General features: G+C 66.0%; 18 protein-coding genes. 11 read left to right on the top strand and 7 right to left on the bottom strand.

Annotation, left to right across the window (positions count from 1 at the left end):
• The first annotated feature begins 24 nt into the window (after positions 1 to 24).
• The 4 genes from A9973_RS14945 to A9973_RS30975 all read left to right on the top strand — a co-directional run bounded on the left by A9973_RS14945 (position 25) and on the right by A9973_RS30975 (position 3,224).
• Positions 25 to 357 (top strand): type II toxin-antitoxin system PrlF family antitoxin, encoded by a 333-nt coding sequence (locus tag A9973_RS14945; protein WP_183014527.1) that lies wholly within the window; start codon positions 25 to 27, stop codon positions 355 to 357.
• Positions 354 to 827, top strand: a complete 474-nt coding sequence (locus A9973_RS14940) for a type II toxin-antitoxin system YhaV family toxin (protein ID WP_183014526.1) — start codon at positions 354 to 356, stop codon at positions 825 to 827. Before A9973_RS14945 ends, A9973_RS14940 begins: the two co-directional genes overlap by 4 nt.
• 541 nt (positions 828 to 1,368) lie before the next feature.
• A complete protein-coding gene (locus tag A9973_RS14935) occupies positions 1,369 to 3,072 on the top strand; it encodes a sodium:solute symporter family protein (protein ID WP_183014525.1) in 1,704 nt (567 codons plus the stop codon).
• 29 nt (positions 3,073 to 3,101) lie between these two features.
• Positions 3,102 to 3,224, top strand: a complete 123-nt coding sequence (locus A9973_RS30975; RefSeq protein ID WP_220805524.1) for a putative transporter small subunit — start codon at positions 3,102 to 3,104, stop codon at positions 3,222 to 3,224.
• Between the two features lie 19 nt (positions 3,225 to 3,243).
• Here A9973_RS30975 and A9973_RS14930 read toward each other — a convergent pair whose 3' ends face one another.
• Positions 3,244 to 3,684 (bottom strand): PaaI family thioesterase, encoded by a 441-nt coding sequence (locus tag A9973_RS14930; protein WP_183014524.1) that lies wholly within the window; start codon positions 3,682 to 3,684, stop codon positions 3,244 to 3,246.
• Between the two features lie 4 nt (positions 3,685 to 3,688).
• On the bottom strand, positions 3,689 to 4,489 hold the full coding sequence (locus tag A9973_RS14925; protein ID WP_183014523.1) for an IclR family transcriptional regulator: 801 nt from the start codon (positions 4,487 to 4,489) through the stop codon (positions 3,689 to 3,691).
• 179 nt (positions 4,490 to 4,668) lie between these two features.
• Between A9973_RS14925 and A9973_RS14920 the strand changes: the two genes are divergently transcribed.
• The 4 genes from A9973_RS14920 to A9973_RS14905 are packed head-to-tail and all read left to right on the top strand — an operon-like array spanning position 4,669 to position 9,714.
• Positions 4,669 to 6,255, top strand: a complete 1,587-nt coding sequence (locus tag A9973_RS14920; RefSeq protein WP_183014522.1) for an acyl-CoA synthetase — start codon at positions 4,669 to 4,671, stop codon at positions 6,253 to 6,255.
• Positions 6,256 to 6,275: 20 nt separating this feature from the next.
• Positions 6,276 to 7,421, top strand: a complete 1,146-nt coding sequence (locus tag A9973_RS14915) for a MaoC family dehydratase N-terminal domain-containing protein (RefSeq protein WP_183014521.1) — start codon at positions 6,276 to 6,278, stop codon at positions 7,419 to 7,421.
• Positions 7,422 to 7,449: 28 nt separating this feature from the next.
• Complete coding sequence (locus A9973_RS14910) at positions 7,450 to 8,706, top strand: CaiB/BaiF CoA-transferase family protein (RefSeq protein ID WP_255469164.1); 1,257 nt, start codon at positions 7,450 to 7,452, stop codon at positions 8,704 to 8,706.
• A gap of 42 nt (positions 8,707 to 8,748) precedes the next feature.
• Positions 8,749 to 9,714: a tripartite tricarboxylate transporter substrate binding protein gene (locus A9973_RS14905; protein ID WP_183014520.1), complete on the top strand. Its 966-nt coding sequence runs from the start codon at positions 8,749 to 8,751 to the stop codon at positions 9,712 to 9,714.
• 37 nt (positions 9,715 to 9,751) lie between these two features.
• Here A9973_RS14905 and A9973_RS14900 read toward each other — a convergent pair whose 3' ends face one another.
• Complete coding sequence (locus A9973_RS14900) at positions 9,752 to 11,164, bottom strand: MFS transporter (RefSeq protein WP_183014519.1); 1,413 nt, start codon at positions 11,162 to 11,164, stop codon at positions 9,752 to 9,754.
• A gap of 158 nt (positions 11,165 to 11,322) precedes the next feature.
• Between A9973_RS14900 and A9973_RS14895 the strand changes: the two genes are divergently transcribed.
• A complete protein-coding gene (locus tag A9973_RS14895) occupies positions 11,323 to 12,210 on the top strand; it encodes a LysR family transcriptional regulator (RefSeq protein WP_183014518.1) in 888 nt (295 codons plus the stop codon).
• Positions 12,211 to 12,226: 16 nt separating this feature from the next.
• Here the strand turns inward: A9973_RS14895 and A9973_RS14890 are convergent, their stop codons facing one another.
• The 4 genes from A9973_RS14890 to A9973_RS14875 form a co-directional block, all read right to left on the bottom strand.
• Positions 12,227 to 13,789 carry an argininosuccinate lyase gene (locus A9973_RS14890; RefSeq protein WP_183014517.1) on the bottom strand — a complete coding sequence of 521 codons (1,563 nt, stop codon included), beginning with the start codon at positions 13,787 to 13,789 and terminating at the stop codon, positions 12,227 to 12,229.
• Positions 13,790 to 14,019: 230 nt separating this feature from the next.
• Positions 14,020 to 15,687: a ShlB/FhaC/HecB family hemolysin secretion/activation protein gene (locus A9973_RS14885; protein WP_183014516.1), complete on the bottom strand. Its 1,668-nt coding sequence runs from the start codon at positions 15,685 to 15,687 to the stop codon at positions 14,020 to 14,022.
• 104 nt (positions 15,688 to 15,791) lie between these two features.
• On the bottom strand, positions 15,792 to 20,525 hold the full coding sequence (locus tag A9973_RS14880; protein WP_183014515.1) for a YDG domain-containing protein: 4,734 nt from the start codon (positions 20,523 to 20,525) through the stop codon (positions 15,792 to 15,794).
• A gap of 267 nt (positions 20,526 to 20,792) precedes the next feature.
• Positions 20,793 to 22,835 carry a sensor histidine kinase gene (locus A9973_RS14875; protein WP_183014514.1) on the bottom strand — a complete coding sequence of 681 codons (2,043 nt, stop codon included), beginning with the start codon at positions 22,833 to 22,835 and terminating at the stop codon, positions 20,793 to 20,795.
• Between the two features lie 69 nt (positions 22,836 to 22,904).
• Here A9973_RS14875 and A9973_RS14870 point away from each other — a divergent pair, with 69 nt between their 5' ends.
• Together A9973_RS14870 and A9973_RS14865 are read left to right on the top strand one after the other, a co-directional pair.
• A complete protein-coding gene (locus tag A9973_RS14870; protein ID WP_183014513.1) occupies positions 22,905 to 23,603 on the top strand; it encodes a response regulator transcription factor in 699 nt (232 codons plus the stop codon).
• Positions 23,604 to 23,724: 121 nt separating this feature from the next.
• A complete protein-coding gene (locus A9973_RS14865) occupies positions 23,725 to 24,933 on the top strand; it encodes a benzoate/H(+) symporter BenE family transporter (protein WP_183014512.1) in 1,209 nt (402 codons plus the stop codon).
• Positions 24,934 to 24,935 lie beyond the last annotated feature (2 nt).

The raw sequence follows: 24,935 nt of genomic DNA, 5'->3' as shown, positions 1-24,935 counted from the left end.
AAAAATTCCACTTAGGAGACCGCCATGCCTGCGACCCTGGAAATTGAGTCGACGCTAACTGACCGCTACCAAACCACCATTCCCGATACTGTGCGCAAAGCGCTCGGGCTCAGTAAGCGCGACAAGCTTCACTACAGTATCCGGCCCGGCGGAGAAGTCCTTTTGACCCGCGCCGATACGTCGAACGACGACGACCCGGCCATCTCCGCCTTCCTGGCCTTCCTTGCGCACGACATCACTGCGCACCCTGATCGCCTGCAAGCCCTGCCCGCAAGCTTGGTGGATTCCTTGCGCGACCTGACTTCGAAGGTTGGTGAGCTGGATCTGAATGCACCGCTGTCCAAGACTGACGAATGAGCGCCACAGCAGGCGCGGTCAGCATCCATGGCTGGACGATTTACCTGCACCCTCTGTTTCGCCAACAACTGGAACAGCTAGCCGGCCAAGTGGCTGCGCAGCGAGCCAAAGATCCTGACGGCTATACAAGACACAATGCGGCCAAGCGTCTCGCGGCCATCACGAAGCTGGCATTCGAAATCATCCCCGAAGATCCCAGCCGACCAGAATACCGGCAAGGCGGCACGCTTGGCGCGCACCATAAGCACTGGTTCCGCGCCAAGTTTTTTCAACAATACCGCCTGTTTTTTCGCTACCACGCTGCCAGCAAAATCATTGTCTTTGCCTGGGTCAACGACGAGAACACCAAACGCGCCTATGGACACGACGATGACGCGTATCGGGTATTCACGAAAATGTTAAGCAACGGGAATCCACCCGACGACTGGACCGCGCTGCTGGCGGCAGCCTCGATTTCCTCCGGAAATTGAGGCATCAAAGCTGCGAGTAAAAACTCGCAACCCTAATTTTTGCCCGCTTTTTAGGCATCAAGGGTAGACGTCGCCGCTGTCTATCCCTATACTTCCGGGCTGTTGTTACTCATCATCGGACCCTGACGATGCATCGTCATCCCAGGGCACCCGTCACACGGCCGCGCACAGCGGCCCGGCGCCAGCGCCGAAACACCACCACCCAGCCGCCAGGCTTATATCGGCGGCTGCGGAACAAAAACCTGCTTACCCAGCAGGACTATTGCTCACCGCATTGAGCTACGCCTGCATCTAAGGCTTCGAGCTATGGCGTCGAATTACGCGTTCTAACTACGCGCTCGAACGTCGTTTTCGTATCCGTGATGCGCCGGCCCTATGCCGCAGCAAGACACCATCACGGTGTGTCTTGTGTCTTGTCCACTCCGGGCTGCCACCCCCTGCCCGGGCGGGCAGGCACGTGATCGCGCGCGAAACGTGCAGCCTCGGCGCGCGCGATCAATGGTGTTTCGTTCCTGGCCGTCTACGAGCAAGGATCTACACGATGCAAGAGAGTGTTTTCTTCCAGTTATCGGCGACCACCGCCATCCTGTTGCTGGCCGGCTTCTACGGCGCGACGTTCCTGATGTCGCTATTCATCGGCGAAAAAAACGAGAACGTCGACGGCTACATGGTGTCGAACAACGCGGTCGGCTTCGGCTTGTCGACCGCCAGCATGATCGCCACCTGGATCTGGGCCGCCTCCTTCTACGCCAGCGCCACCTCCGGGTACAAGTACGGCTTGTCCGGCCCGCTGCACTACGGATTCTGGGGCGCCCTGATGATTCTCTTCATCTACCCCTTCGGCAAGCGCTTCCGGCAACTGGCGCCCAAGGCCCACACGCTGGCCGAAGTCATCCACGCGCGCCACGGCACCTCCAGCCAGATGATCATGGCGGTGTCGAACATCGTGGGCAGCTGCATCAGCCTGATGGTGAACTTCACGGCCGCCGGCGCGCTGGTCTCGATCCTTAGCCCGCTGACGTTCATCCAGGGCGTGCTGATCGCCGGACTGGGCGTGCTGTCCTACACGTTGTGGTCGGGCTTCCGCACGTCGGTCATGACCGACTTCGCGCAACTGGCGGCGATGATCATCGCCGCCGTCATCATCATCCCGCTGATCTTCATCAACGCCGGCGGCCCGGACATGCTGCAAGCCAACATGTGGCGCTTGAACAGCGACCAGGCCGACTTCTATTCCACCAAGGCCATCCTGGAGCAAGGCGCGCCGTACTTCGTCGCGGTGCTGGCGTATGCCATCGGCAACCAGACCATCGCGCAACGCCTGTTCGCGGTGCGCGAAGACCTGATCAAGCCCACCTTCCTGACGGCCACGGTGGGCTACGGCGCGGTGGTGATCGGGCTGGGCATGCTGGGCCTCCTGGCACTGTTCGTCGGGCTGGAGCCGGCCAACGGCGACATGAACAACATCATCCCGCAGATGGCGTCCACCTACCTGCCGCCGTTCGGCATCGCACTGTTCTTCCTGCTGGTCGTGGGCTCGCTGTCATCTACCGCCGACTCCGACCTGGCGGCGCTGTCCGCCATCGTCATGACCGACGTCTACGCCAAGAACCTGGCGCGCGGGCGTCCGGATCCGCGGCGCATGCTGTGGTGGGGCCGCGCCACCATGATCATCGCCACGATGATCGGCGTGATCTTCGCCAGCCTGCGCCTGGACATCCTGGTCATGCTGGTGTTCGTGGGCGCGTTGTGGGGCGCCATCGTTTTCCCGGTCATCGCCAGCTTCTACTGGGACCGCGTCGACAACCGCGCCTTCGTCTGCTCGGTGCTGTCCGCCGTGGCGCTGTTCGCGATCGTGCGCTTCGAATTGCTGCCCATCACGGGCGTTGTGGCCGTGTTCTTCGAGATCAGCGCGGCCATCGGCGGCGGCGTGGTACTGGGCCTGATGGCGTTCGGCTTCCTGGGCCGCAAAGTGGCCATCACGGTGGGCACGATCGGCGTGGCGGTCATGCTGCCCGCCTTCATCGGCAATCTGCGCGACTACATCGTGCTGCTGGCGTCGCTGACCGCCTACGGCGCCAGCGCGACGGTCTGCGTGGCGTTGAGCCTGCGCAACCGCGAACGGTTCGATTTCAGCGTGCTGGCGGACCGCGTCACGTCGTTCCACGTTCAGCAGGAAGCGGCGACGAAGCCCGCGCAATCCGCGCCGTCCGGTCCGCTTGCCGCGGACGGCGCCGCGCGCTGATCCCCATCCATCGAAACAAGGAGATTGATATGTGGTTGACCACTTATTTTCTGATCTGGCCGGTGATATCCGCCGCCATCCTGACCCTCTTGTGCGTGACGTTGTGGAAGGACGTCCGCGTGGCGAAACAGAGCGGAAAGTCGATGGTGTAGCCGCCGGCCGCGGCCGATCCTATTGGGCGCCGACCGCCGGCGTCCCGATCATTTTCAGCACCGCGGCGCCCGTCGCCACGGTCTCGCCGGCGACGCTTAATTCACCTTGCATGAACACCAGGCTGGCCGTGGCCCGCAGCACGCGGCCGCGCACTTCCAGGAACTGGCCGGCGCGCGCCGCCATCAGGAAGTGCGTGTCCAGCTGCACCGTCGCGCAAGCGCGCCGCGCCATCGCTTCCCAGGCGATGGCGCTCATGCCATGGTCCAGCATCGCCGTCAGCAATCCGCCATGCACCACGCCGGCCGGATTCAGATGATCGGCGCCCGCCAACAAGCCATAGGCCCAGCCATCGGCTTCCTTGCGCGCCCACAACGGGCCGATCAGGCCCGCGAAACCCGGCAGCGATTTCTGCCGCCAGCCATCGGCCGCCAGTGATTCGATCGTGGGGGTCGCGCGCATCGGTTCAGCTCCGGGCAGCCAGCAGTTGCGACAGCGTATGCGCTTCGGCTTGCAGGTCCTTCGCCAAGGCGTGCGCGCGGGCGTCGTCAAGCTGTTCGGCCAGCCCGGCCGCGACCAGCGAATGCGTCATGCGATTCTGGCTGTTCAACACCGGCACCGCGACGACGACGACGCCGTTGATGTAGTTGTTGCGGTCCATGCTGTAGCCGTCCCGGCGCACCGCGTCCACGTCGGCTTTCCACGCCGCGAATTCGGGCGCCTGGTCCCATCGCAACGCCTTGAAGCGGCGCTCCAGCTCCTTGTCCGTCAGGTCCGTGAACGCGGCCACCAATCGGCCGGTTGCGCTGATCAGCGCAGGGAAACGGCTGCCCACATCCACATGTAGCCGGAACGGCGCCGTGGAGCGCGACAACGCCAGCACCACCATGTGGTCCCCGCCCGCCACTTCCACCCCGATCGCCGTGACATTGGCCGCGCTGGACAGCTTGTCCAGCACCGGCTGCACCAGCGTCGGAAAGGGACTGCTTTCGATCACGCTGCGCGCCAGCGTCAGCATGCCCACGCCCAGGCTATAGCGCTTGGTGCCGGTATCCACTTTCACCAGCCCCTCGTCCACCAAGACCCGAAGGATGTGCAGGCAGGTGCTGGTCACCATCTCCAATTCCTGCGAGATCGCCTTCAACGTCATCGGCGCGCCGCCACGGCCCAGCAATCGCAGGATGGCGATCGACCGCGTGACGGCCGGCACCGGGCGGACGCGCGGCCCCGCGGCCGCGGAAGATTCCTGGGGACTGGACTGACTCATCTGACTCTCCGTTTTTATTGCGGCAAGCATACCTTGCGCGCCGTCCCTCGCCGCATCGATACCGCCCTGATTTTCCCGCTTGAAATTGTCTATATACAATCAATGAACGTAATTGACAATTTTAAAAGCGGCGCGCACTATCGCTTCAACAGATTGCGGACCCACACAGGCACGACGACATGACGACGCTGACACAGGCCACTTCTTACGCGGACGCCCAGGCGCTCTGCACGCCGGACAAGCTCTGGGAACTGTTCGACGGCGACCGCCGGCAGATGAACATCGCTCACGAGTGCATCGACCGCCATGCCGGCCGCGACCAGCCGGCCGTCATCCTGGTGCGCGCAACGGGCGACAGCGAGTCTTACGGCTTCCAGCAGATATCCGAGGCCTCGTCGCGTTTCGCGCACTATCTGGCCGCCCAGGGCATCCAGCCCGGCGACCGGGTCGCCGTCATGCTGGAGCCGTCGCTGGCCTTCTACGTGGCGATGTTCGGCGCGATGAAACGGGGCGCCATCGCGGTGCCGCTCTTCACGCTGTTCGGCCCCGACGGCATCCGGTTGCGCGTGCAGGACTGCCAGCCCCGCATGCTGGTGACCAACGCCGAAAAGGCGCCACTGGCCGGCGGCCGCGACGACATGCGCGTCGTCATCGCCGACGACGATTTCATCGGCATGCTGGCCGACTTTCCGTCCCGGTACGAATGCCGCACGAACGCCGACGATCTGGCCATCTTCCAGTACACCTCGGGCACCACCCGCGAACTGCCCGACGCGGTCAGGCACACCCACCGCGCGCTGGTCACGCTGATGCTGGCCGCGTTGTACGGCACCGGCGTGCGGCCCGGCGACCGCTTCATGTGCCCGTCGTCGCCCGCCTGGGGCCACGGCCTGTGGCACGGCACGCTGGCCCCGCTGGCCCTGGGGGTCACCATCGGCGCCTATGCCGGCAAGTTCAACGCAGAACGCCTGCTGCAAGCCTTGCAGGACCATGGCTTCAACAACATCTCGGCCGCCGCCACGCACTACCGGATGATGCGCAACTCGGGCATGGCGGACCAGTACCGCTACCAGCTGGAGAAGGTGTCCTTCACCGGCGAACCCATCGACAGCGAAACGTCCGCCTTCGTGCAGTCCGCCTTCGGGCGCCCCGTCTGCAGCATGTACGGCACCACGGAAATCGGGGTGTGCCTGGTGAACTATCCCGGCGCGGCGGACTTCACGGTCAAGCCCGGTTCGCTCGGCAAGCCCGTGCCCGGCCTGCGGGTCGAAGTGCAGGACGCCAGCGGCGCGCCTTGCGCGCCCGGCGTGACGGGAGAACTGAAACTCTGGCGCCGCGACGCCTGGGTCGCCACCAAGGACCTGGGGCGCATCGACGAAGACGGCTACTTCTGGCATGGCGGCCGTGCCGACGACGTCATCATCTCGGCCGGCTGGACGATGAGCGCCGTCGAGATCGAAGACGCCATCCTGAAGCACCGCGACGTGACAGAAGCGGCCGCCATCGGCGTGCCCGACGCCTTGCGCGGCCAGGTCGTCAAAGCCTTCGTGGTGTCGGCCCGGCCGGGCGACGACACCTTCATCGAAGAGATCCAGAACACCGTCCGCAGCCAATTGGCCCAGCACGAATATCCGCGCCAGGTGGTGTTCGTGCCGGAACTGCCCAAGACGCCCGCCGGGAAGATCCATCGCCGGAAACTGCGCGAGCAGGAGCTTGCGACCGCCCAGGCCTCAACCGTAAACGCCGCGCCCGCCGCGCACGTCTGACCCATCCCCCTGGAGACATCATGCTGACCAAGACCAAGACCGAAAGAAGCTTCCCGACCATCACCGAACGCGGCCTGGACGAACTCCGCGCGCGCATCGGCGTCAAGATCGGCGCCACCGCCGAACCGTGGTGCTACGAGGCCACGCGCGACAACATCCGCCACTACGCTCACGGCATCGGCGACGACAACCCCCTGTGGTGCGACCCGGCCTACGCGGCCAAGACGCAGCACGGCGGCATCATCGCGCTGCCCAGCTTTCTGTTTGCAACCAGCCGCATCGTGTCGGGCTACGTGGGCGGGCTGCCCGGCGTGCACGCCATGTGGTCGGGCGCCGACTGGACCTGGCACAAGGCCGTCAAGCGCAACGACGTCATTTCCACCGAAGCGCACTTGAAGAACCTGATCGAACACCAGACCCGGTTCGCCGGCCGCGCGGTGCAGCAGATCTATCACGTGGACTTCTTCAACCAGGATGGCGACAAGGTCGCCGAAGCCGACAGCTGGTGCTTCCGCACGGAACGCGACCACGCCCGCGAACAGGGCAGCAAGTACAAGGAAGTGCGCGCCCGCGAGCCGCGCCGCTACAGCCCCGAGGAAATCAAGGAAGCCTACAAGCTGTACGCGCAGGAAGACGTGCGCGGCGCCACGCCCCGCTATTGGGAAGACGTGAAAGAAGGCGAAGACCTGCCCGTGATGTTCAAGGGCCCGATGACGGTGACGGGCTTCATCGCCTATGCGCAAGGCTGGGGCGGCCTGTACATCCGCGCCAACAAGCTGGCGTGGCAACTGATCGACGCGCACCCTGGCGTGGGCATCACCAACCGCTTCGGCATCCCCGACGTGCCCGAGCGCGTGCACTGGGAAGAGGAATTCGCGCTGGAAGTGGGCGCGCCAGGCGCGTACGACTACGGCCCGGAACGCAACTCGTGGCTGACGCACCACTTGACCAACTGGATGGGCGACGCCGGTTTCCTGCGCAAGTCCACGTGCAAGATACGCCGCCACAACCCCGAGGGCGACATGCTGTTCTTCAAGGGCCGCGTCACGCGCAAGTTCATCGAAGACGGCCGGCATCTGGTCGAGATCGAACAGGAAGCCCGCAACCAGGACGACGAGCTGTCCGTACTGGGTTCTGGCGTGGTTGAATTGCCCACCCGCGGATAACGCGTCGGACACGGCCAAATCGAGGTCAATGATGTCTGGTTCATCGGAGCTTGCCGAACACGCCCCGGATGCCCCCCAGGCCCGCGCCGCGGGCGCGCTGGCGGGCATCCGGGTCATCGACCTGTCCCGGGTGCTGGCGGGGCCGTTGTGCACCCAGATGCTGGCCGACCAGGGCGCCGACGTGATCAAGGTCGAACCGCCTGGCGGCGACGAGACCCGCACGCTGGGCCCGCCCGTCAACGCCGAGGGCGACGCGGCCTACTTCACCGCCGTCAACCGGGGCAAGCGCGCGATCGGGCTGGACCTGTCCCTGGCAGGCGGCCGCGACGTCCTGCTGCGGCTGCTGGAAGACGCCGACATCCTGGTCGAGAACTTCATTCCCGGCACGATGGCCAAATGGGGGCTGGACTATGAGACGGACCTTAAAGCCCGCTTTCCGCAACTGGTCTACTGCGCCATCTCCGGCTTCGGCGCGGACGGCCCGCTGGGCGGCCTGCCCGGCTACGACGCCATCCTGCAAGCCATGTGCGGGCTGATGAGCGTGAACGGCGATCCGGCCAGCGGCCCCACCCGCATCGGCATCCCCATCGTGGACCACCTGACGGGCTACACCGCGCAAGCGGGCATTCTGCTGGCGCTGTACCACCGCGCGCGCACCGGGCAGGGCCAGCGCGTGGACGCCACGCTGTTCGACACGGCCCTCAGCCTGCTGGTGCCGCACGCCGCCAACTGGATGCACACGCAACGCGTGCCGGCGCTGCTGGGCAGCGCGCACCCCAACATCGCGCCATACGACCGTTTCGCCTGCCGCGACGGCGAGATCTTCCTGGGCGTCGTCAACGACCGCCAGTTCCGCAAGTTCTGCGATTACATCGGCCAGGCGCCGTTGCTGGAAGACGAGCGCTTCGCCACCAACCGCCAGCGGCTGGAACACCGCGACGCCTTGCGCACCGCCATCGAGGCGGCACTCTCCACGCGCACGCGCGACGTCGTCTGCCAGGACCTGATGCATTTGGGCGTGCCGACGGGGCCGGTCCACAGCGTGCCCGAAGCCTTCGAGCAGGCGCATGCGGCGCATCGCGGCATGCGCGTCGACCGCGACGGCTACCACGGCATCGGCGCCGCCACCCGCTTGTCCGACGCACCCGTGCGCGTGCGCCGGCTGCCCCCTGCCTATGCGCAGCATACCGACGAGGTCCTCCGGGAGGCCGGCCTCGACGACACCCGTATCGCGGCCCTGCGGGAGCAGGGCGTCTTGCCGCGATGGCCTCCTCCAAAGCTGTAGCAACACCCACCGCTACCCAATAAGAATATCCAGGAGACCACCATGAAAGCCATACGCCTGATCGCCGCGCTAGCGACGTCCCTGCTGTTTACGCAACCCGTCGCCGCGGCCGACAACTACCCCTCCAAACCCGTCAAACTGATCGTCCCCTATCAGGCCGGCCAAGGCACCGACGTGGCCGGACGCTATCTGGCCGAGTATCTGGCCCGCAACCTGGGGCAACCCTTCATCGTTGAAAACCGCCCCGGCGCGGGCGGCAACATCGGCGCCTCCGAAGCCGCGCGCGCGGCACCCGACGGCTATACGTTGCTGATGGGCACCAACGGCACGCACGTGCTGAACCAATACATGTATGCGTCCACCGCATTCGACCCCGACCGGGACTTCGAACCCGTCATGCTGGTCAGTTCGTTCCCGATGGTGCTGCTGACGCCGCCGGGTTCGCCGTATGCCACGCTGGCCGACCTGCAGGACGCCAAGAAGGCGAAGGCCGACAGCATCAATGTCGGCATGCCCAGCACCACGGCCCGCCTGGTCTTCGAACTGCTCAAGCAGCAAGGCGTCAACAGCATCCGCGGCATCCCCTACAAGGGCTCGGCCACCGCCACGACGGACCTGATGGGCGGCCAGGTGCAGATCGGCATCGACACCGTCAGCGCGGCCCGCTCGTTCATCACCAGCGGCAAGCTGCGGGCGCTGGCCGTGACGTCGTTGAAGGAATCGGCCCTGCTGCCGGGCGTGAAGTCCGTCGCCGAACAAGGCTTGCCGGGATTTCAGGTCATCGCATGGAATGGCCTGTACGTGCCCAAGGGCACCCCGCCCGCCGTCGTGCAGCGGCTGAACGCCGAACTCACGAAGATCCTGGCGCGGCCCGAGGTGCGGCAGCGCCTGTTGGAGCTGGGCCATGAGCCGGGCGGCGGCACGCCGGCGGAACTGACCGCGTTCTCGCGCAGCGAACGCCTGAAGTGGGAGCCGCTGATCGTTCAGGCAGGCTTGAAAGCCGAGTAGATGACGACGGGCGCCGCCTAGCCGGGCGGACGCCCGGCTACGCCTGCGCGGGCCGGCTTCGATCCCGGCCCGCCACCACGATCACCAACGCCAGCAAGAGCAGCGCCGCCGCCAGGCCATACGTCCAACGCATGCCCGAGCCCAGCGCGGCGGGCGATGCGGACCGCAGATCGCCCGCGCCCCAGGCGAATACCGCGCCCATCAGCGACGCCCCGGTGATGAACCCCAGATTGCGCGACAGGTTCAGCAGGCCCGACACGGCCCCGCGTTGCGCCGCGCCGGCTTGCGCCATGACGGCACTGCTGTTGGCCGCCTGGAACAGCGCATAGCCTGCCGTGATCACCGCCAGCGGCGCCACATAGCCCAACGCGCCGAACACCGCCGGCACCAGGGGCAGGATAAGCGCCCCGGCCGCCATGGCGATCAGCCCCGCCAGCATCACGCGCTGTGCGCCGAAGCGGTCCACGCCCCGGCCCGCGGGAACGCCCGCCAGCGCGGCGACGGCCGGCCCGCACGACATCGCGAGGCCTACGCGCGCCGCATCCAGCCCCAGCGCACCGGCAAGATAGAACGGCCCCACGACCAGCGTCGTCATCATGACCGTGGACACCAGCGCATTCGCGGCCACGCCCGCGCTCAGCACCGGCTGGCCGAACAGCGCCGGCCGGATCAGCGGCGACGCCGAGCGGGCCTGCACCCGTACGAACGCGACGGCCGCCGCCCCGGCGACGGCAAGCAGCGCGGCGACCATCGTGCCGGCGCCGCCTCCCGTCCGGGTCATCGCCAGCGCATACGCGGCGATGCCCATGGCCAGCAGCAGCGATCCCAACGCGTCGAAACGCGGCCGCGACTCGGCCGCCCCGCGCTGATCCGGCGGCAAATGGAACCAGGCCAGCCCGAATGCCAGCAGACCCAACGGCAGATTGATCAGGAAAATCGACGGCCAGCCCGCCCCCGCGATCAGCAAGCCGCCCAACGTGGGCCCCAACGCCGTGCCCACGGCCGACATCGTGCCCAGCAGGCCCATCGCGCTGCCGGTCTTCTCCCTGGACACGACCTCGCTGGCGAACGCCATCGTCAACGCCATCATGACGGCCGCGCCCAATCCCTGGACGGCCCGCGCGGCGATCAATCCGCTCAGCCAGGGCGTCGCCGCGCACAGCGCCGAACCGGCCGTGAACAGGCCGATACCGGCCAGCATCAGCCGGCGACGGCCGACCAGGTCCCCTAGCCGTCCCACACTGACGATCAGCGTCGTGATGGCAAGCAGGTAGGCAAGCACGATCCACTGCACCGACGGGAACGGCGCATCGAAAGCTTGCGCCAGGGTCGGCAACGCGACATTGGCGATGCTGGTGCCCAAGGCGGGCAACAGCATCGACACGGACAGGCAGGCCAACACGGGCACGGAGGGCCGGGAGGGGGAGACGGACGGGACGGAGGTATGCATGAGCTGGCCTGCAAGATTTCAAGGCGCCAACACGACGCCATGCATCCATCCTAGGCGGGTCGATTACCTGGCGGAAGGCGCAGCATTTGCATTAAATACCTGCACCAGGCGCCATGCCAAAACCGCTGCCTGCGCGCCGATCGTGCTACGTTTGCAGCATGGCCACCCCCGACCTCAACCTCTTGACCACCTTGGACGTCCTGCTGGACGAGGGCAGCGTGGCGCGCGCCGCCCGCCGGCTGCGCCTGAGCCCGTCCGCCATGAGTCGGGCGCTGGCCCGGCTGCGCGAGGCCACCGCAGACCCGCTGCTGGTGCGGGCCGGCCGCGGCCTGGTGCCCACGCCGCGCGCGCTGGAGCTGCGCGAGCGGGTGCATACGCTGGTGCAAGACGTGGAAGCCGTCCTGCGCCCGGCGGCGCAGCTAGATCTGACACAGTTGGCGCGCACCTTCACATTGCGTACCAGCGACGGCTTCGCCGAGAACGTCGGGCCGGCGCTGCTGGCCCGCACCAGCGCCTGCGCGCCCGGCGTGCGGCTGCGCTTCGTGCAGAAAACCGACAAGGACAGTGCGCCGCTGCGCGCGGGCGCGGTGGATCTGGAAACAGGTATCGTCGGCGACGCGGCCAGCCCCGAACTGCGCACGCGGGCGCTGTTCCGGGACCGCTTCGTAGGCGTCATGCGCGCCGGGCATCCGCTCAGCCAAGGCAAGGTCACGCTTGCCCGCTATGCGTCCGCGCGCCACATCCTCGTCTCGCGCCGCAATCTGGACAAAGGGCCGGTCGACGATGCACTGGCCGCGCACGGACGCGATCGCGTGATCGCCACCATCGCCGGCGGATTTTCCACGGCGCTTGCGCTGGCGCGCGGATCCGACCTGATCGCCACGGTGCCGGAACGGCACACCGGCAATCTGCGGGCAGGCATGCACAGCTTTTTGCTGCCCTTCGCGATGCCGGCGTTCACGGTGTCGATGCTGTGGCATCCGCGCATGGACGGCGACGCCGCCCATCGGTGGCTGCGCGGATGCGTGCTGGACGCCGTCGGCTGACGGCGCCCGCTGCCGCCTACTTCCCCTTCGGGGCGTTGGCGGCCAGCGTATCGAACTTCTTGTCCAAGTCCGCCAATGACTGGTCGATGTGGTCGCGGCGTTCCTTGATCCACTTGCCTTGCGAGGCCAACTGGTCGCGCGCCTCTTTCAGCATGCGGTCCATTTCGGCGGGCTGCGGACCGCCGCTGGTGGCGCGGTTCTTCACGATGGCCACCGGGTCCAGCGTCGAGCGGAATTCTGCTTCGCTCATCGGCAGCTCGTTGCCGTACTTCGAGTCCTTCATGGCGTCCGCATAAATGCGGCGGGCCTGTTCGTACGGGAAGTCCAGCGGCTTGATGTTGTTGGTCTTGGCGTAGGTCACCACTTCGGACGCAAAGTGGTGGCCGTCACGGAACGGCAGCTTGTACTTGCGCATCAGCACGTCGGCCAGTTCCTGCGACGCGGTCCAGTCACTGTTCAGTTCTTCCAGCGCACGCTCGGGGCTGATGACCATCGCCTTCAACACGCGGTCCCAGCGCTTGAGCGCAGAGATGCCGCTGTCCACCATGGCCGAATTCTGCTTCACGTCCTTCGGGTCGCTCATGCCCGGCGTGATGTTATGCGTCTGGATCACGGGGCCCATCGCCAGCGTCACGGCGGTCGACGCGTCGCTGCGGGTGTCGTTCAACAGACCGGGGTTGCGCTTTTGCGGCATGGCGCTGGACACGTAGGTGTTGCCGCCGCCCTCTTCCAGCAGGATCCAGGGGCGCGACTGCGCGTACTGCGTCATGACGTCTTCGACGAAGTTGCCGGTGCGCAATGCGATGCTGGTCACGATGGAGGCCACTTCCACGGGCTGATCCATGGACGAGATCTGCGAGGCGTCGTAGGCGTTGTCGACCAGCGCCTCGAAACCCAGGTATTGCGCCATGCGCTTGCGGTCCAGCGGCCAGCTGGTGCCGTTCAGCACCGTCGTGCCCATGGGCGAACGGTCGATGCGGACGTAGGCCTCGCGGATTCGCTGCGCGTCACGCGCCAGGCCGGCTGCCTGGCCCAGCAGATAGTGCCCGTAGCTGTTGGGCTGCGCGGCCACGCCATTGGTGTAGTTCGGCACGATGGTGCCGGCGTGCTTGCCAGCCAGCTCCACCAGCGTGGTGGACGTCTTGTTCAATTGGTCAGCCAGGTCCAGCAGCTTGTCGCGCAGGATGGCGCTGCGGTAGGTCGCGTGCATGTCCTGGCTGGAGCGGCCGGCGTGCAGCAGCGTCACGTCTTCGCCCGCCGCCTTGATCAGCAGCGGTTCAAAGGTGATGACGCTGGCGGGCCGCTTGGCGCCCGGCTGGTTGCCGTCGCTGATCACCTTGGCGACGCCGGCGGCCAGGCGCGGCGCGATGGATTTGTCCAGCAGGCCTTCATCGGTGTTGATGACGGCGGTGGCTTTGTTGATCTCCCCCAGCCAGAAGAAAGGGTCCCGGGGGACGGCAGCGGCGGCGGCAGTACCGGCGGCCGCAGGCGCGGCGGCAGGCGCTTGCTGGGCCAACGCGGCGTGCGTGCCCAGCGACAAGACCAGGGCGGCGCCCAGGGGGGGAAGAAACTGTCTCATGGCGTTCTCGTTATGGGGGGCGTTATAGGAGGTTGATCTATGGCGTCGATACCAGGGCGGTCCGGTAGTTTATGGAAAAGCCCCCAACCCGAGAACCGGGTATTACACGGATAGCCCGCGGATGCGTAACAAGAGCCGTCTTGGCTGAATATTCCCTTACGCCATGATGCGCCGCAAAAAAAAGCCCCTGCCTCCGGGAGGAAGGCAGGGGCCCAAGCCGGCGCGCTGGCTTAGAACAAGTACTGCGCGCTTACCCAGAACAAGGGTTTGTGATCCCGGCTGTCGGACTGCGGCGGGCCGCCATCGGTGCGCCATGCCACCGTGGCTTCGCCGCGCCAGCCGCCCACCGCAACGCGGGCGCCGACACCCGCCCCGGCGATGCGGCGGAAATTCTCGCCGGCCAGCCAGGGATGGGAGGAAATTTCTACCCGGCCCGCGTCATAGAACGCGAACGGGGTGACCGCGCCCGCCGCGTAGCGGACTTCCAGCTGGGCCAGCCAGCCGCGGTCGCCGTAGCCTTCGCCGACGGGATAGGCGCGCACGCCAGCCGGGCCGCCCAGGCCGAAGTCTTCGGACGAATCCAGGTTGTCGTTGGTCCACTGGCCGCTGAAACGGCCGAACAGGCTCCAGCGCGACGACACGGATTGCAGGCGGGCAATGTCGAGATTCAGCTTGCTGTAGTGGCCCGCCGAATTCGCGCTCAGGCTGTCGGCCGTGGCAAGGTTGCCGTCCAGCTTCAAGGTGCCCGGCGTCCAGCTCAGGGCGCCATACGTCAGCCCGCCGCCGCCCAGGCTGTCGCGCACATCGAACTGCGCGGCGATCGGCACGCTGTTGCTGAACTTGTTCAGCTCGACCTCGGCGGCGCGATAGTCGTCGCGCAGCTTCTTGTGCATGAAGTCGATGCCGATCGTCAGGTTGCGGCTTTGCGAACGGATCAGCGGATAGCTCAGGCCCACACTGGCGACCTTGGCGCTGCCATGCGCGTCCAGGTCGCTGAACTCCTTGCCCAGCTCATAGCCGGTATAGCCGTAGCCGACCCGGCCGCGCAGGCCCGAACTGCCCAGCGGCGCGCTGTATCCCACGTCGCCGTAGTTCAGGTCTTCGCTGGTGCGCTGCGCGCGCAGCGTGATCTGGTCGCCCAGCATGAAGGGGCTGTTGATCGACAGCGCCGCATTGGCGCGGTACTGGCCCGTGTAGCGGTTGCCCTGGTTGTCCAGGCCGACGCTGCCGTTCACAAGGTCGCCGCGCTCCACCTGCACTGCCAGATCGCCCGTGCCCATCTGCTGGCCGGGACGGATGATGGGGCTGGCGTTGACGCCGGGCAGGTCGGACAGCAGCAGCGCCGCGCGTTCCAGCGAGGCGCTTTCGATGATATCGCCGGATTTCAGCGGACTCAGGTAGGACTGGGCCCGGGCCGCCAGCGCCGCATCGCCTTCGGCCTTGACCTGGCCGTAGCGGCCCTCGACGACATGCAGGCGCAGGACGCCGTTCTCAAGCCCCTGCGCCGGCAGGTAGACCCGCGCAAACGGATAGCCGGCGTCGTGGTAATAGCGCGTCAGCTGATTCGCCAGCCCTTGCATGCCAGCCAGGTCATAAGCCTTGTCTTGATAGGCGCCCAGCTGCGTCATCAACTGCTCCGACGAAAACACCTGGTTGCCGTTCAGCTCTACGCGGGACACGTTGGCTTGCGGGCCGCCGGGCGCGACGGCGCCAGGGACGGGGCTGCTCAGGTTCAGTTCCGGCGACGGCGCGGGCGGCTGGGGTTCGGTCGCCTGTTCCTGGAGGATGCGGCCGGCGTTGGGGATCTGCTGGGCCCAGGCGGGCGCGGCGGCGGGCAACAGCGCGGCAAGCGCCAGCGCCAGATAGTGCGGACGAGCGGTAAACAAAGCGAGCGTCATGATCTTGTGAAATCGGGTGTTCTTGGCGGCTGTCCGCGGCCCCGGAAGGCCGTGGACACCGGTAGAAGGTGAAGTGAAAACGTCGACGTTCCGGCGTGCCGGGATCAGATGCCGCCCTGGGCCGCGCCCTCGGGCAGGCGGATACCGCCATCGATCACCAGCAGTCGGGCCGGACCCTGCACGCTACGCGCGCCTTGCCCCGCGTTTGGCGCCGGCTGCGCGTTCGTGCCCTGGCCAGGCTCTTGGCTGCCCGAGCTGACCGGCACGTAGCTCAGGTCGCCCGGCAGCGTCGGCGGGGTCGTGTTGGCGGTGCCCACGGCGGCCTGCAGCCATTGCGCCGTCGACAACGCCGACTCGCGGCGGCTGTCGGGCTGCACGGCGTTGCTGATGCTCAGCGTGCCGTCCTGCGTCGCGATCAGATAGTTGGCGTTGGACAAGCCGTCCGCACCGATCCGGTAGTTGCCCGCCGTCTCGCCCGCGGCGCGGTTCAACACGCCGGCCAGCGTGTCGTTGGCCACCAGATTGCCTTGCGCGATGCGCCAGGTCAGCGCCGGATCCGCGTTGCCCGCTCGCTTGGTCTTGTCGTCCGCCGCGACGGTGATCGCACGGCGGTCGATGACGGCCTGATGCTGCGTGTCGGCCAGCACATAGTTGGCGGCCAGGCCCGTGTCGCTGTCAGCCAGCGCGTAGCGCACGCTCGCATTGCGGTTGCCGGCGTTGGCGCTGTCGAACGTTGCCGTCGCCCCGACCCCGAGGGTTTCGCCACCGACCAGGTTGCTCAACGCGCCCGCCGACGCCTGCCCGATCGCGCTGCCGTCGTACGTCTTGCCTGCGACCGTAGTGCCGGCCACGCCCAGGACCCGGCGCTCGATCGTGGCGGTGGTCGTGGCATTGGCGCTGAGCGTGTAGTTGCCGGCGTCCGCGCCCGTCAACGTGCCGTTGACATTGACACGTTTGCCGATGGCGGCATTCTTGTCGGCGAAGGCGCCGGACGTCGACAGCGCGACCGTATCGCCCACGACCACCCCGTTCAACGAACCCGTCGTGCTGGCGGCGGTCGTGCCATCGTAGGTCTTGCCGGCGGCCGTGATGGCGCCCGTCAATGCCTTGGGCGTGATGTCGGCCCATGTCATCGTATTGGCCGTCAGCAGATAGTTGCCGGCATCAGCGCCGGACAACATGCCCGATACGGCCACCTGCTTGCCGACGCCGGCGTTCTTGTCGCCGAAGCGGCCCGTGCCGCCTATCCCGACGTTGTCGCCCAGGACAGCGCCGAACAAGACGCCGCTGATCACGGTGTCGAGCGATCCGTCATAGACCTTGCTCGCAGCGCTCAGTGCGCCGGTGATCGCCTTGGGCGTGATGTCTGCCGTCGTGGTGCCGTTGTACGACAGCGTGTAGTTGCCCGCATGGATACCCAGCAGCGAGCCGTCCAACGTCACGGATTTGCCCACGCCCGCATTCTTGTCCGCGAACAAGCCGGTGCTTGCCAACATGACAGTGTCGCCTTGGACGACGCCCGTCAGTCGGCCCGACGTGACGGCATCACGCGTACCGTCATAGGTCTTGCCGGCGGCGGTGATCGCCCCGGTCAGCGCCTTAGGCGTGATCGTGGCGGTGGACTGCGCGTTGAACGTGAACCTGTAGTTCCGCGCATCCAGGCCCGTCAACGTACTGTAGAAGAACACGTCCTTGCCGACGCCAACGTTCTTGTTCAGAAAGTCTCCGCCGCTCATCAGCGACAACATGTCGCCGTTGATGGCGCCATACAGTAGACCGGACACCGTGGCGGTGGTCGTTCCGTCATAAATCTTGTCGCCGGCAGTCAACGCGGCGGTCACGGCCTTGGGAGTGATGGTGGCCGTCAACGCATTCAAGCCTGCACCTAAGACGTAATTGCCGGCATCCAGGCCGCTGAGCGCGAAAACGACCTGCTTATTGGTACCCACGTTCTTGTCGGCAAAGTACATATTGAGGCTGTAGGCATCGCCCGGGAGCAAGCCCGAAACGGAACCCTGCCCATCAGCGCGGATGCCCCCGTCATAGACCTTGTCGCGTATCGTCACCGACCCCGTGAGCTCGCGAGGCGTGATCGAGGCCGTGGTCGTGGCGGACGAGCCCGTGGTGATGAAATAGTTGTTGGCGTCTAGCCCAGTCAGCGCGACCCCGCCGATATAGACGGTTTTCCCCGCGCCCGCGTTCTTGTCCGAAAAGCTGCCAGTGCCGCCAACGCCAAGAATGTCGCCCGCGAGTACGTCGATGCCCACCATACCGTTGACACTGGCGCCCAGGGTGCCGTCATACGTCTTGTCTTGGGCGGTGAAGCCTACCGACACGCCCTTCTTCAAGACGTTCAAGGCCAAACCGTCGGCATAGACGATGTCGTAGCCTTGCTGATTGGAGTACAGGCCGCCATTGACGGTCAGCGTGCCGTCGGCCAACCGGTAGACGCCCGCGTTCTTCGAATTGGTGGTGTAGTTGATGCTGCCGCCCAGTTGGGCGCCCGGCTGCGACGACACGTAGCCGATGCCCCCGCTCACCCGGCCGTCGTAGACCTTGTCGGCCAGGCTGACCGTGACCTGCTTGAGAAAGCCGCGCAGCAGCGGGCCGCCATTACCCTCGTACATGCGCCACGTTGCGCCCGTGCCGCCTGCCGCGTCGATATCCCAGCCGGCGTTCTTGAACGTCGCCAACTGGGACAGCTGCGCAGCGGTCTTCATGCCGCTGTTGCTCGTGTTACCGACGATGCCCGTCAGGCGGGTCATCGGCGCCGTGGTGTACGCGTTGCCCGCCGCGTCCGTGCTGGAGGCAAAGCTGGCGGTGACCGTGCCGGCGTTATAGCCTACCAGCGCGCCGCTCGCGGGCGTGGAGAACATGCCTTCCGTCACCACACTTGTCGAGTACGACTTGTCGACGGTCCCATAATTGGTGCCGACCAAGCCTCCCATATTTCCCATCATCGGGCCGGCAATTTCGGAATTCTTGACCGTCCCCGAGGAGTACGCATTGGAAATGGAACCGAAATTGATTCCGACAAGGCCACCAATGCCACCGCCGCCCATATCGCCGCCGGAGATATTGCCAATCGCATAGACATTGTCTAGCCGGCCCTGGTTGTAGCCGACCAGCCCGCCCGCAAAATCCCAGCTGTTCATGTTGATGTTCACGACGCCAAGATTGCGGATATCGGAGCCGGCCCCCGTAATTCCAAATACCCCCAGGAATCCCTGTTCGCCGTTCACGTTCGAGATCGCATGGCCAAGGCCATCAAATGCACCATTGAATTCAACGTCTGTGCCGACAACGGTCTGGGAAAAAGCCACGCCCGTCGCGTCCAGGTCCTGCGCCAACGCGTAACGGCCAGTACCCAAACCATCGATGGCCTTCAATTGCGCCACGCTGCGAATCAACGTGTACGCATTGCCGTTGACGGAAAAGGTCGAGTTCGCGCCGCTTAGCGTGACCGGCGAATTTACGCGGTAATCGGTGCCTGCGGCGACGCTGCCGTTCTGCGTGAAACCGCCATGGTTCAGCGCCAGGCCCGCATTTGCGCCCGTCGCCGTGATCGGCGCATTCAGGTAGATATTGCCGTGAGCGCTAAGCGTCAGCTTGGTGTCCGCGCTCCAGGTTACGCCGGCATTCACGCTGATGTTGCCCGCTTGGGCGCCGGAGGCGACCGTCTGCAGTTCGATGTTGCCGTTGTTCAGATTGACCGACAGCGTATCCGCGCCGATGCCGCTGTCCGTCTGTCCCGTCGTGCCGGCGCTGACCGTGAAGTCGGTCGGATCGACCAGCCACGAGCCATGCTGGCCGCTGACCGCTTTGGTGGTGATCAACGCGCCTGCCGCCACCGACACCTTGGCCGCCGACGTTTCCACGAAACCACCCTTGCCGCCGTTGGGCGCGCTGGCGTCCAGCGTGCCGGCCACGGCGATGCGGTCGTTGACCATGTCGCCCAGCAGCACGATCTTGCCGTTCTCCCCGGTGGCCAGCGTCTTGGCCTGCGTGATGCCCGTGTGGTTGATGACGGTGCTGGCGAGGTCGCCCGCGGCCTTGGCCGTCAGGTACACCGTGCCGCCGTCGGCGCGGATGGCGCCGCCTTGTTCGATCAGCGCGTCGATCGCGCCTTGTTCCACTTCGATCTTGACCGGACCGCCCAGGTCCAGCTTGACGCGGCTGCCGGCGCCCAGCAGGACATTGCCCTTGTCGGCCGTCAGGTTGCCGGTGTTGGTGATCTTGGCCGCGATCAGCGCGATGCTGCCGCCCGGGGCCGCCGTGATGTTGCCCTGGTTGATGATGGCGTTGCTGCTGGCGCCTTCAAACCGGTAATTGCCCGCCAGGAAATCCTGCGTGCTGATGTTCAGCGTGCTGGCGACGATGCCGCCCACGTTCACTTGCGCGGTCGGCGTGAACACCACGCCATTCGGGTTGACCAGGAACACCTGGCCATTGGCGTTCAGCGCGCCCTGGATCACCGACACGTCGGGCCCCAGCACGCGGTTCAGCGCGACCGAATCGCGGCCGGGCTGCTTGAACGTGACGCTGCTGCCCTTGCCGATTGAAAAACTCTGCCAGTCCACCGCCATCTTGCCGGTTTGCTGGTTGATGGTCATGGCCGAACCGTTCTGGCTGATCGACCCCGCCCCCGCCACCACATTGCCGCCTGTCGGCAGGTCGGCGGCTAGCGCCGGACCGGACAGCAGCAGCGCAGCCGTCAACGCGGCGGCGGACCCGCTGCGCTTGCGACGAGCGCCGGCGAATTCGGCAACCGGCACATACACGCCCAAGGCGTCGTTCCAGACCAGGCGGTAGATGTGATTGAGGGAAGGCTTTTTCATCGGATATTCCTGAATCGGACAGCGTCACAATTTGTAAATTTCGCTGCTGAAATATACCGATGATTGCGTTCTCAAATCTGAGCAAATCTAAGCAGTCCTGAAATTTTCGATATTTCAGGGCTTTTTTTCGCTGAAAATAGACGACGTAAGCGGAGAATTGACCTCATTTTATGTTTCGACGATAAATTCGACAGAAACATATAGATGCGTTTATGCAACAGATTGTCGGGTGTCGACACCTTGGATGGCGCCTATCCCCATGCAAGCTCACCCGGCCGCCGCCGCCCGGGGCAGGCTCAGGCAAAAGCACACGGGCTCGCCTCCGCCCGCGCTCTTCAGGAACACCGAACCACCCAGCCTCTCGGCGATCGTCCTGACCAGATACAGCCCCAGGCCGGCGCCAGGATGGCGCAGCGCATTCGGGCCCCGGTAGTACTTCTGGAACAGGCGATCCTGCTCGGCCGGTGCGATGCGGTCGCCGGAATTCGCCACGTCGATGTGCATGAATCCCCCCTCTTCCCGCAGCGTCACCCGGACCGCCCTGCCCGCCGCGCAATGCCGGTCCGCATTTGCCAGCAGGTTGCGCAACGCAATGCGCAGCATGCCTGCATCGCAAAGCAGGACATGCTCGCCCGCGCCATAGACGCATTGGATGCGGCCCGCGGGAAACTCGCGGTCCAGATCGGCCAGCAGCGCCAGCAGGTCGCATTGCGTCAGGCGCAGCTCGGCGCTGGGTTCGCGCATGCGGTCATGGGTCAGGTATTCGTCGACCAGCGCCAGCAGACGCATGGCAGCGTCGCGGATATTGCCGCAGCGCGCCAGGCTTTTCTCAACTGGCGCGGCAAGATTGCGTCCCAGCTGCTGGGCTGACGTCGTGATGATGGCAAGCGGCGTGCGGAATTCGTGCGACACCATCGCCACGAATTCGCGTTGCTCGGCGAACACGCGGCGCTCCTGCTCCAGCGAGGCGCGCAGTTCGTCTTCCAGTTCGACCCGGCGCTGGATCTCGCCCTGCATTTCCGCGGTGCGCAGCGCCACTTCCCGTTCCAGCCCATGGCTGTGCTGGCGCGCCATGTCCGCCGCCAGATTGGCCTGCTGGCGCTCATTGTCGCGGCGCAGCCGTTCATGGCGCCCGATGATGAACAGGCTCAGCAACAGCATATGCAGCATGGTGCCCAGGGTGGACACGTATTCCGTGAACATGTTGACCGGCAGTACGCCAAGGTTGCGCAGGAACGCGATCAGCACGCCAAGATAGAACACCCCGAACGCCAGCACGAAGAAACGCGCCGGCCGCCATCCTTGCTTCAGCAAATAGCACGCCAAGGCCGTGAAGCCCACGATCAGCGACAAGGCCAGCAACTGGACCGGCTGCATGCCCCACGAATAATGCCCCGACACCACCAGCGCCGAACACGCGAACGCGATGCCCCAGAATAGCCATTCGGTCGCGCGGACCAGGCGCGGATACAACGCGGCAAGATTCAATTGGGCAGACGCGATGCGCAGCGCCACAGGCAGGCTGACCGCGATGCCGATGCCCAGCATCCGGTCGCTCCAGCCGACCGGCAAGCCCGTCAATTGCTGCACCAGTCCCAGCGACATCACTTCGTTGAACACGCAGTTGCCGATATAGGCCAGGAACAGTCCGCTCATGGGCGCGCGCGTGGCCCACCAGAAAACGGCATGCACACAGATCAGCAGCAGATAGAAGCCGAAATACAGCCCGAACAGCAACCCCTCGCGCCGCGACTGGTTGTCGAACGCCAGGCGCTGCCAAACCTCCAGGCGCGTCGCCAGGGCGTTCTTGCTTTGCAGGCGCGCCACGATCACGTATTCACCCGGAACCGGCGGATCGAATTGGATCACCGGGCTGCGATAGTCCACGGGCCAGTCTCGCCGCGGCACGTCTTCTCCGCTGTGCCCCAGCAGCGACCAATCGCCATCCTTGCCGACATAGAGGCGCGCATCGTCAAGCAGCGCGTTGCTCAGCCGCAGCATCCATCCGCCGCGAGGGATATCGTCCACCACGACCGGCAGGCGCAACCAGACGGTCGACGGCGTAAAGCCCGCGCTCAGGCCCGCGGGCATCCCGGCCCATCCGGTGGCGTCGGCCGCCTGAGCGACGGTCAACGTCCCGTCCCGGTCGTCCAGGCGCTCCAGATGGCCTGCCGCATCCGCCTGCCGCAGTTGGGCATTCAGATGCAACGGCTCGGCGCGCGCCTGCCCGGCAACCGCCAAGGCAGCGGCCAACGTCAGCGCCAACAGCACAAATCCAGCCCACACCGTGGGGTAATATTTCCGTTTCATCGAGTCGCGATCCCGTGCAGCCACGCAGATTACACCACCCCTCAAGCGGTTTTCACGCAGGCGCATCGCATGCCTGATGTCATCCTGCTGGAAGACGAACCGGTACTGCGCCAGGAACTGGGCGAGTTCCTGGAAGAGCTCGGCTACGCCCCGCGATGCGTATCCAGCCTGCAGGAGTTCGACCGGCATTTCGATCCCGACCGGCACCATCTGGCGGTCATCGACCTGGGCCTTCCCGACGGTTGCGGCCTGGACCTGATCCAGCGGCTGCGCCAGGAAGGCCAGCGCGTGGGCATTGTCGTGTTCAGCGCACGCCAGACCAGCGCGGACCGGATTTCGGGCCTGGGACTCGGCGCCGACCATTACCTGGGCAAGGGCTGCGACCTGGACGAACTGGCCGCTACGCTGGCGGCGCTGGTCCGACGCCTGGGCTTGCAGCAGACGCCCGCCAGCCAGCCGGCGCCCGGCTGGACGCTGGAAGTGGGTCCGCGGCGGCTGCACATCCCCGGCTCGCCCGACGTGCCGCTATCGCAGCAAGACCTGCTGGTACTGCGCTGCCTGATGAGCCAGCCCGGCGTGAACATCAGCCGCCGGCAGATCATCGAAGCGCTGGGCTTCGACTACCTGGACTACGACCAACGCCGCCTGGACACGCAGATGCGGCGGTTGCGGCGGCGTGTCGAAGACCTCAGCGGGCAGACGCTGCCGGTCAAGACGTTGCGCAACAGCGGCTATTGCTTCTACCAGCCCGCGCAGGTGCTGGCGTAGCCCGCCAAGGTGGTCTGCTAGTTGATGCCAAAGTGGCATGAATTAGCAGTCCACGTCACTCCTATACTTTGCGCCTTGTTCGGGCCGCGCCTGCGGCCCCCTACGCAATGTGGAGTGATTCATGACGACACCGCCGGCTCGCCTTCGACCCGCCGACTTCTTTTCGCCAACCGTCGCCGCCCTGATCTCGGTGCTGGTGAACTACGGCGGAACCTTCGTGCTGGTGTTCCAGGCCGCCGAACTGGCCCGGCTGACGCCCGCTCAGACGGCGTCGTGGGTGTGGGCGGTTTCCATCGGCGTCGGCGTCACCGGCGCCCTGCTCAGCTTCCGGTTCAAGGCGCCCGTCATCACGGCGTGGTCCACGCCCGGCGTGGCCTTCCTGGCTACGGTGATGCCGTTCACGCCCTATGGCGAAGTCATCGGCGCCTACGTCGTGTCCGCCGCAGGCTTTATCGTGCTGGGCCTGTCCGGCGCCTTTGAAAAGCTGGTGCGCAGGATTCCCGGCGGCATCGCGGCCGGGTTGCTGGCCGGTATCCTGCTGCAGTTCGGCGTCAATGCCTTCGGCAGCGCCAGCGTCGACCCGCCGCTGGTGATCGTGCTGGTGGTCTCGTATGCGCTGCTCAAGCGCTATACGTCGCGCTTCGCCGTCGTCGGCATCCTGCTCATCGGCGTCGCCATGTTGATCGCGCAGGACCGCATCGACATCTCGGCCGTCCACCTCAGCCTCGCCGCGCCGGTATTCGAAATGCCCCGGTTTTCGCTTCACGCGCTGCTGGGCGTGGCGCTGCCGCTGTTCGTCATCACGCTGACGGGCCAATACATGCCGGGCATGCTGGTGCTGCGCAACGACGGCTACCCGATCAGCGCCAACCCGATCCTGACCGTCACCGGCCTGGGCTCGCTGATCATGGCCCCGTTCGGCGCGCACGCCTTTAACGTGGCGGCCATCACCGCCGCGATCTGCACGGGCCCCGACGCGCACGAAGACCCGCGCAAACGCTACCTGGCGGGGCTGGCCTGCGGGGGGCTCTACATCCTGGTGGGCACCTTCGGCGTCACGCTGGCGACCTTGTTCATGGTGTTGCCCAAGGCGTTCATCACGACGCTGGCCGGGCTGGCGCTGCTGGGCGCCATCGGCGGCAGCCTGGCCAACGCCATGGCCGACGCCCGTACCCGCGAGACCGCGCTGATCACCTTCCTGGCCACAGCCGCCAACGTCACGCTGCTGGGCGTGGGTGGCGCGTTCTGGGGGCTGGCCGCCGGGCTGACCGCCCATCTGCTGATGCACGGCGGCAACCGCGCGCTGATCGGCAGCCCCGCCAAACCGTAGCA

Source organism: Achromobacter sp. UMC46 (assembly GCF_014170335.1).
GTDB lineage: Bacteria > Pseudomonadota > Gammaproteobacteria > Burkholderiales > Burkholderiaceae_B > Achromobacter.
This window is presented reverse-complemented; position numbering and strand designations above follow the sequence as displayed.

Bases quoted from the DNA above. Each gene is read 5' to 3' on its own strand.
- A9973_RS14880 (WP_183014515.1), bottom strand. From the start codon at position 20,525: ATGAAAAAGCCTTCCCTCAATCACATCTACCGCCTGGTCTGGAACGAC.
- A9973_RS14925 (WP_183014523.1), bottom strand. From the start codon at position 4,489: ATGAGTCAGTCCAGTCCCCAGGAATCTTCCGCGGCCGCGGGGCCGCGC.
- A9973_RS14870 (WP_183014513.1), top strand. From the start codon at position 22,905: ATGCCTGATGTCATCCTGCTGGAAGACGAACCGGTACTGCGCCAGGAA.
- A9973_RS14930 (WP_183014524.1), bottom strand. From the start codon at position 3,684: ATGCGCGCGACCCCCACGATCGAATCACTGGCGGCCGATGGCTGGCGG.
- A9973_RS14890 (WP_183014517.1), bottom strand. From the start codon at position 13,789: ATGAGACAGTTTCTTCCCCCCCTGGGCGCCGCCCTGGTCTTGTCGCTG.
- A9973_RS30975 (WP_220805524.1), top strand. From the start codon at position 3,102: ATGTGGTTGACCACTTATTTTCTGATCTGGCCGGTGATATCCGCCGCC.
- A9973_RS14935 (WP_183014525.1), top strand. From the start codon at position 1,369: ATGCAAGAGAGTGTTTTCTTCCAGTTATCGGCGACCACCGCCATCCTG.
- A9973_RS14905 (WP_183014520.1), top strand. From the start codon at position 8,749: ATGAAAGCCATACGCCTGATCGCCGCGCTAGCGACGTCCCTGCTGTTT.
- A9973_RS14915 (WP_183014521.1), top strand. From the start codon at position 6,276: ATGCTGACCAAGACCAAGACCGAAAGAAGCTTCCCGACCATCACCGAA.
- A9973_RS14910 (WP_255469164.1), top strand. From the start codon at position 7,450: ATGATGTCTGGTTCATCGGAGCTTGCCGAACACGCCCCGGATGCCCCC.
- A9973_RS14895 (WP_183014518.1), top strand. From the start codon at position 11,323: ATGGCCACCCCCGACCTCAACCTCTTGACCACCTTGGACGTCCTGCTG.
- A9973_RS14865 (WP_183014512.1), top strand. From the start codon at position 23,725: ATGACGACACCGCCGGCTCGCCTTCGACCCGCCGACTTCTTTTCGCCA.
- A9973_RS14875 (WP_183014514.1), bottom strand. From the start codon at position 22,835: ATGAAACGGAAATATTACCCCACGGTGTGGGCTGGATTTGTGCTGTTG.
- A9973_RS14945 (WP_183014527.1), top strand. From the start codon at position 25: ATGCCTGCGACCCTGGAAATTGAGTCGACGCTAACTGACCGCTACCAA.
- A9973_RS14885 (WP_183014516.1), bottom strand. From the start codon at position 15,687: ATGACGCTCGCTTTGTTTACCGCTCGTCCGCACTATCTGGCGCTGGCG.
- A9973_RS14940 (WP_183014526.1), top strand. From the start codon at position 354: ATGAGCGCCACAGCAGGCGCGGTCAGCATCCATGGCTGGACGATTTAC.
- A9973_RS14920 (WP_183014522.1), top strand. From the start codon at position 4,669: ATGACGACGCTGACACAGGCCACTTCTTACGCGGACGCCCAGGCGCTC.
- A9973_RS14900 (WP_183014519.1), bottom strand. From the start codon at position 11,164: ATGCATACCTCCGTCCCGTCCGTCTCCCCCTCCCGGCCCTCCGTGCCC.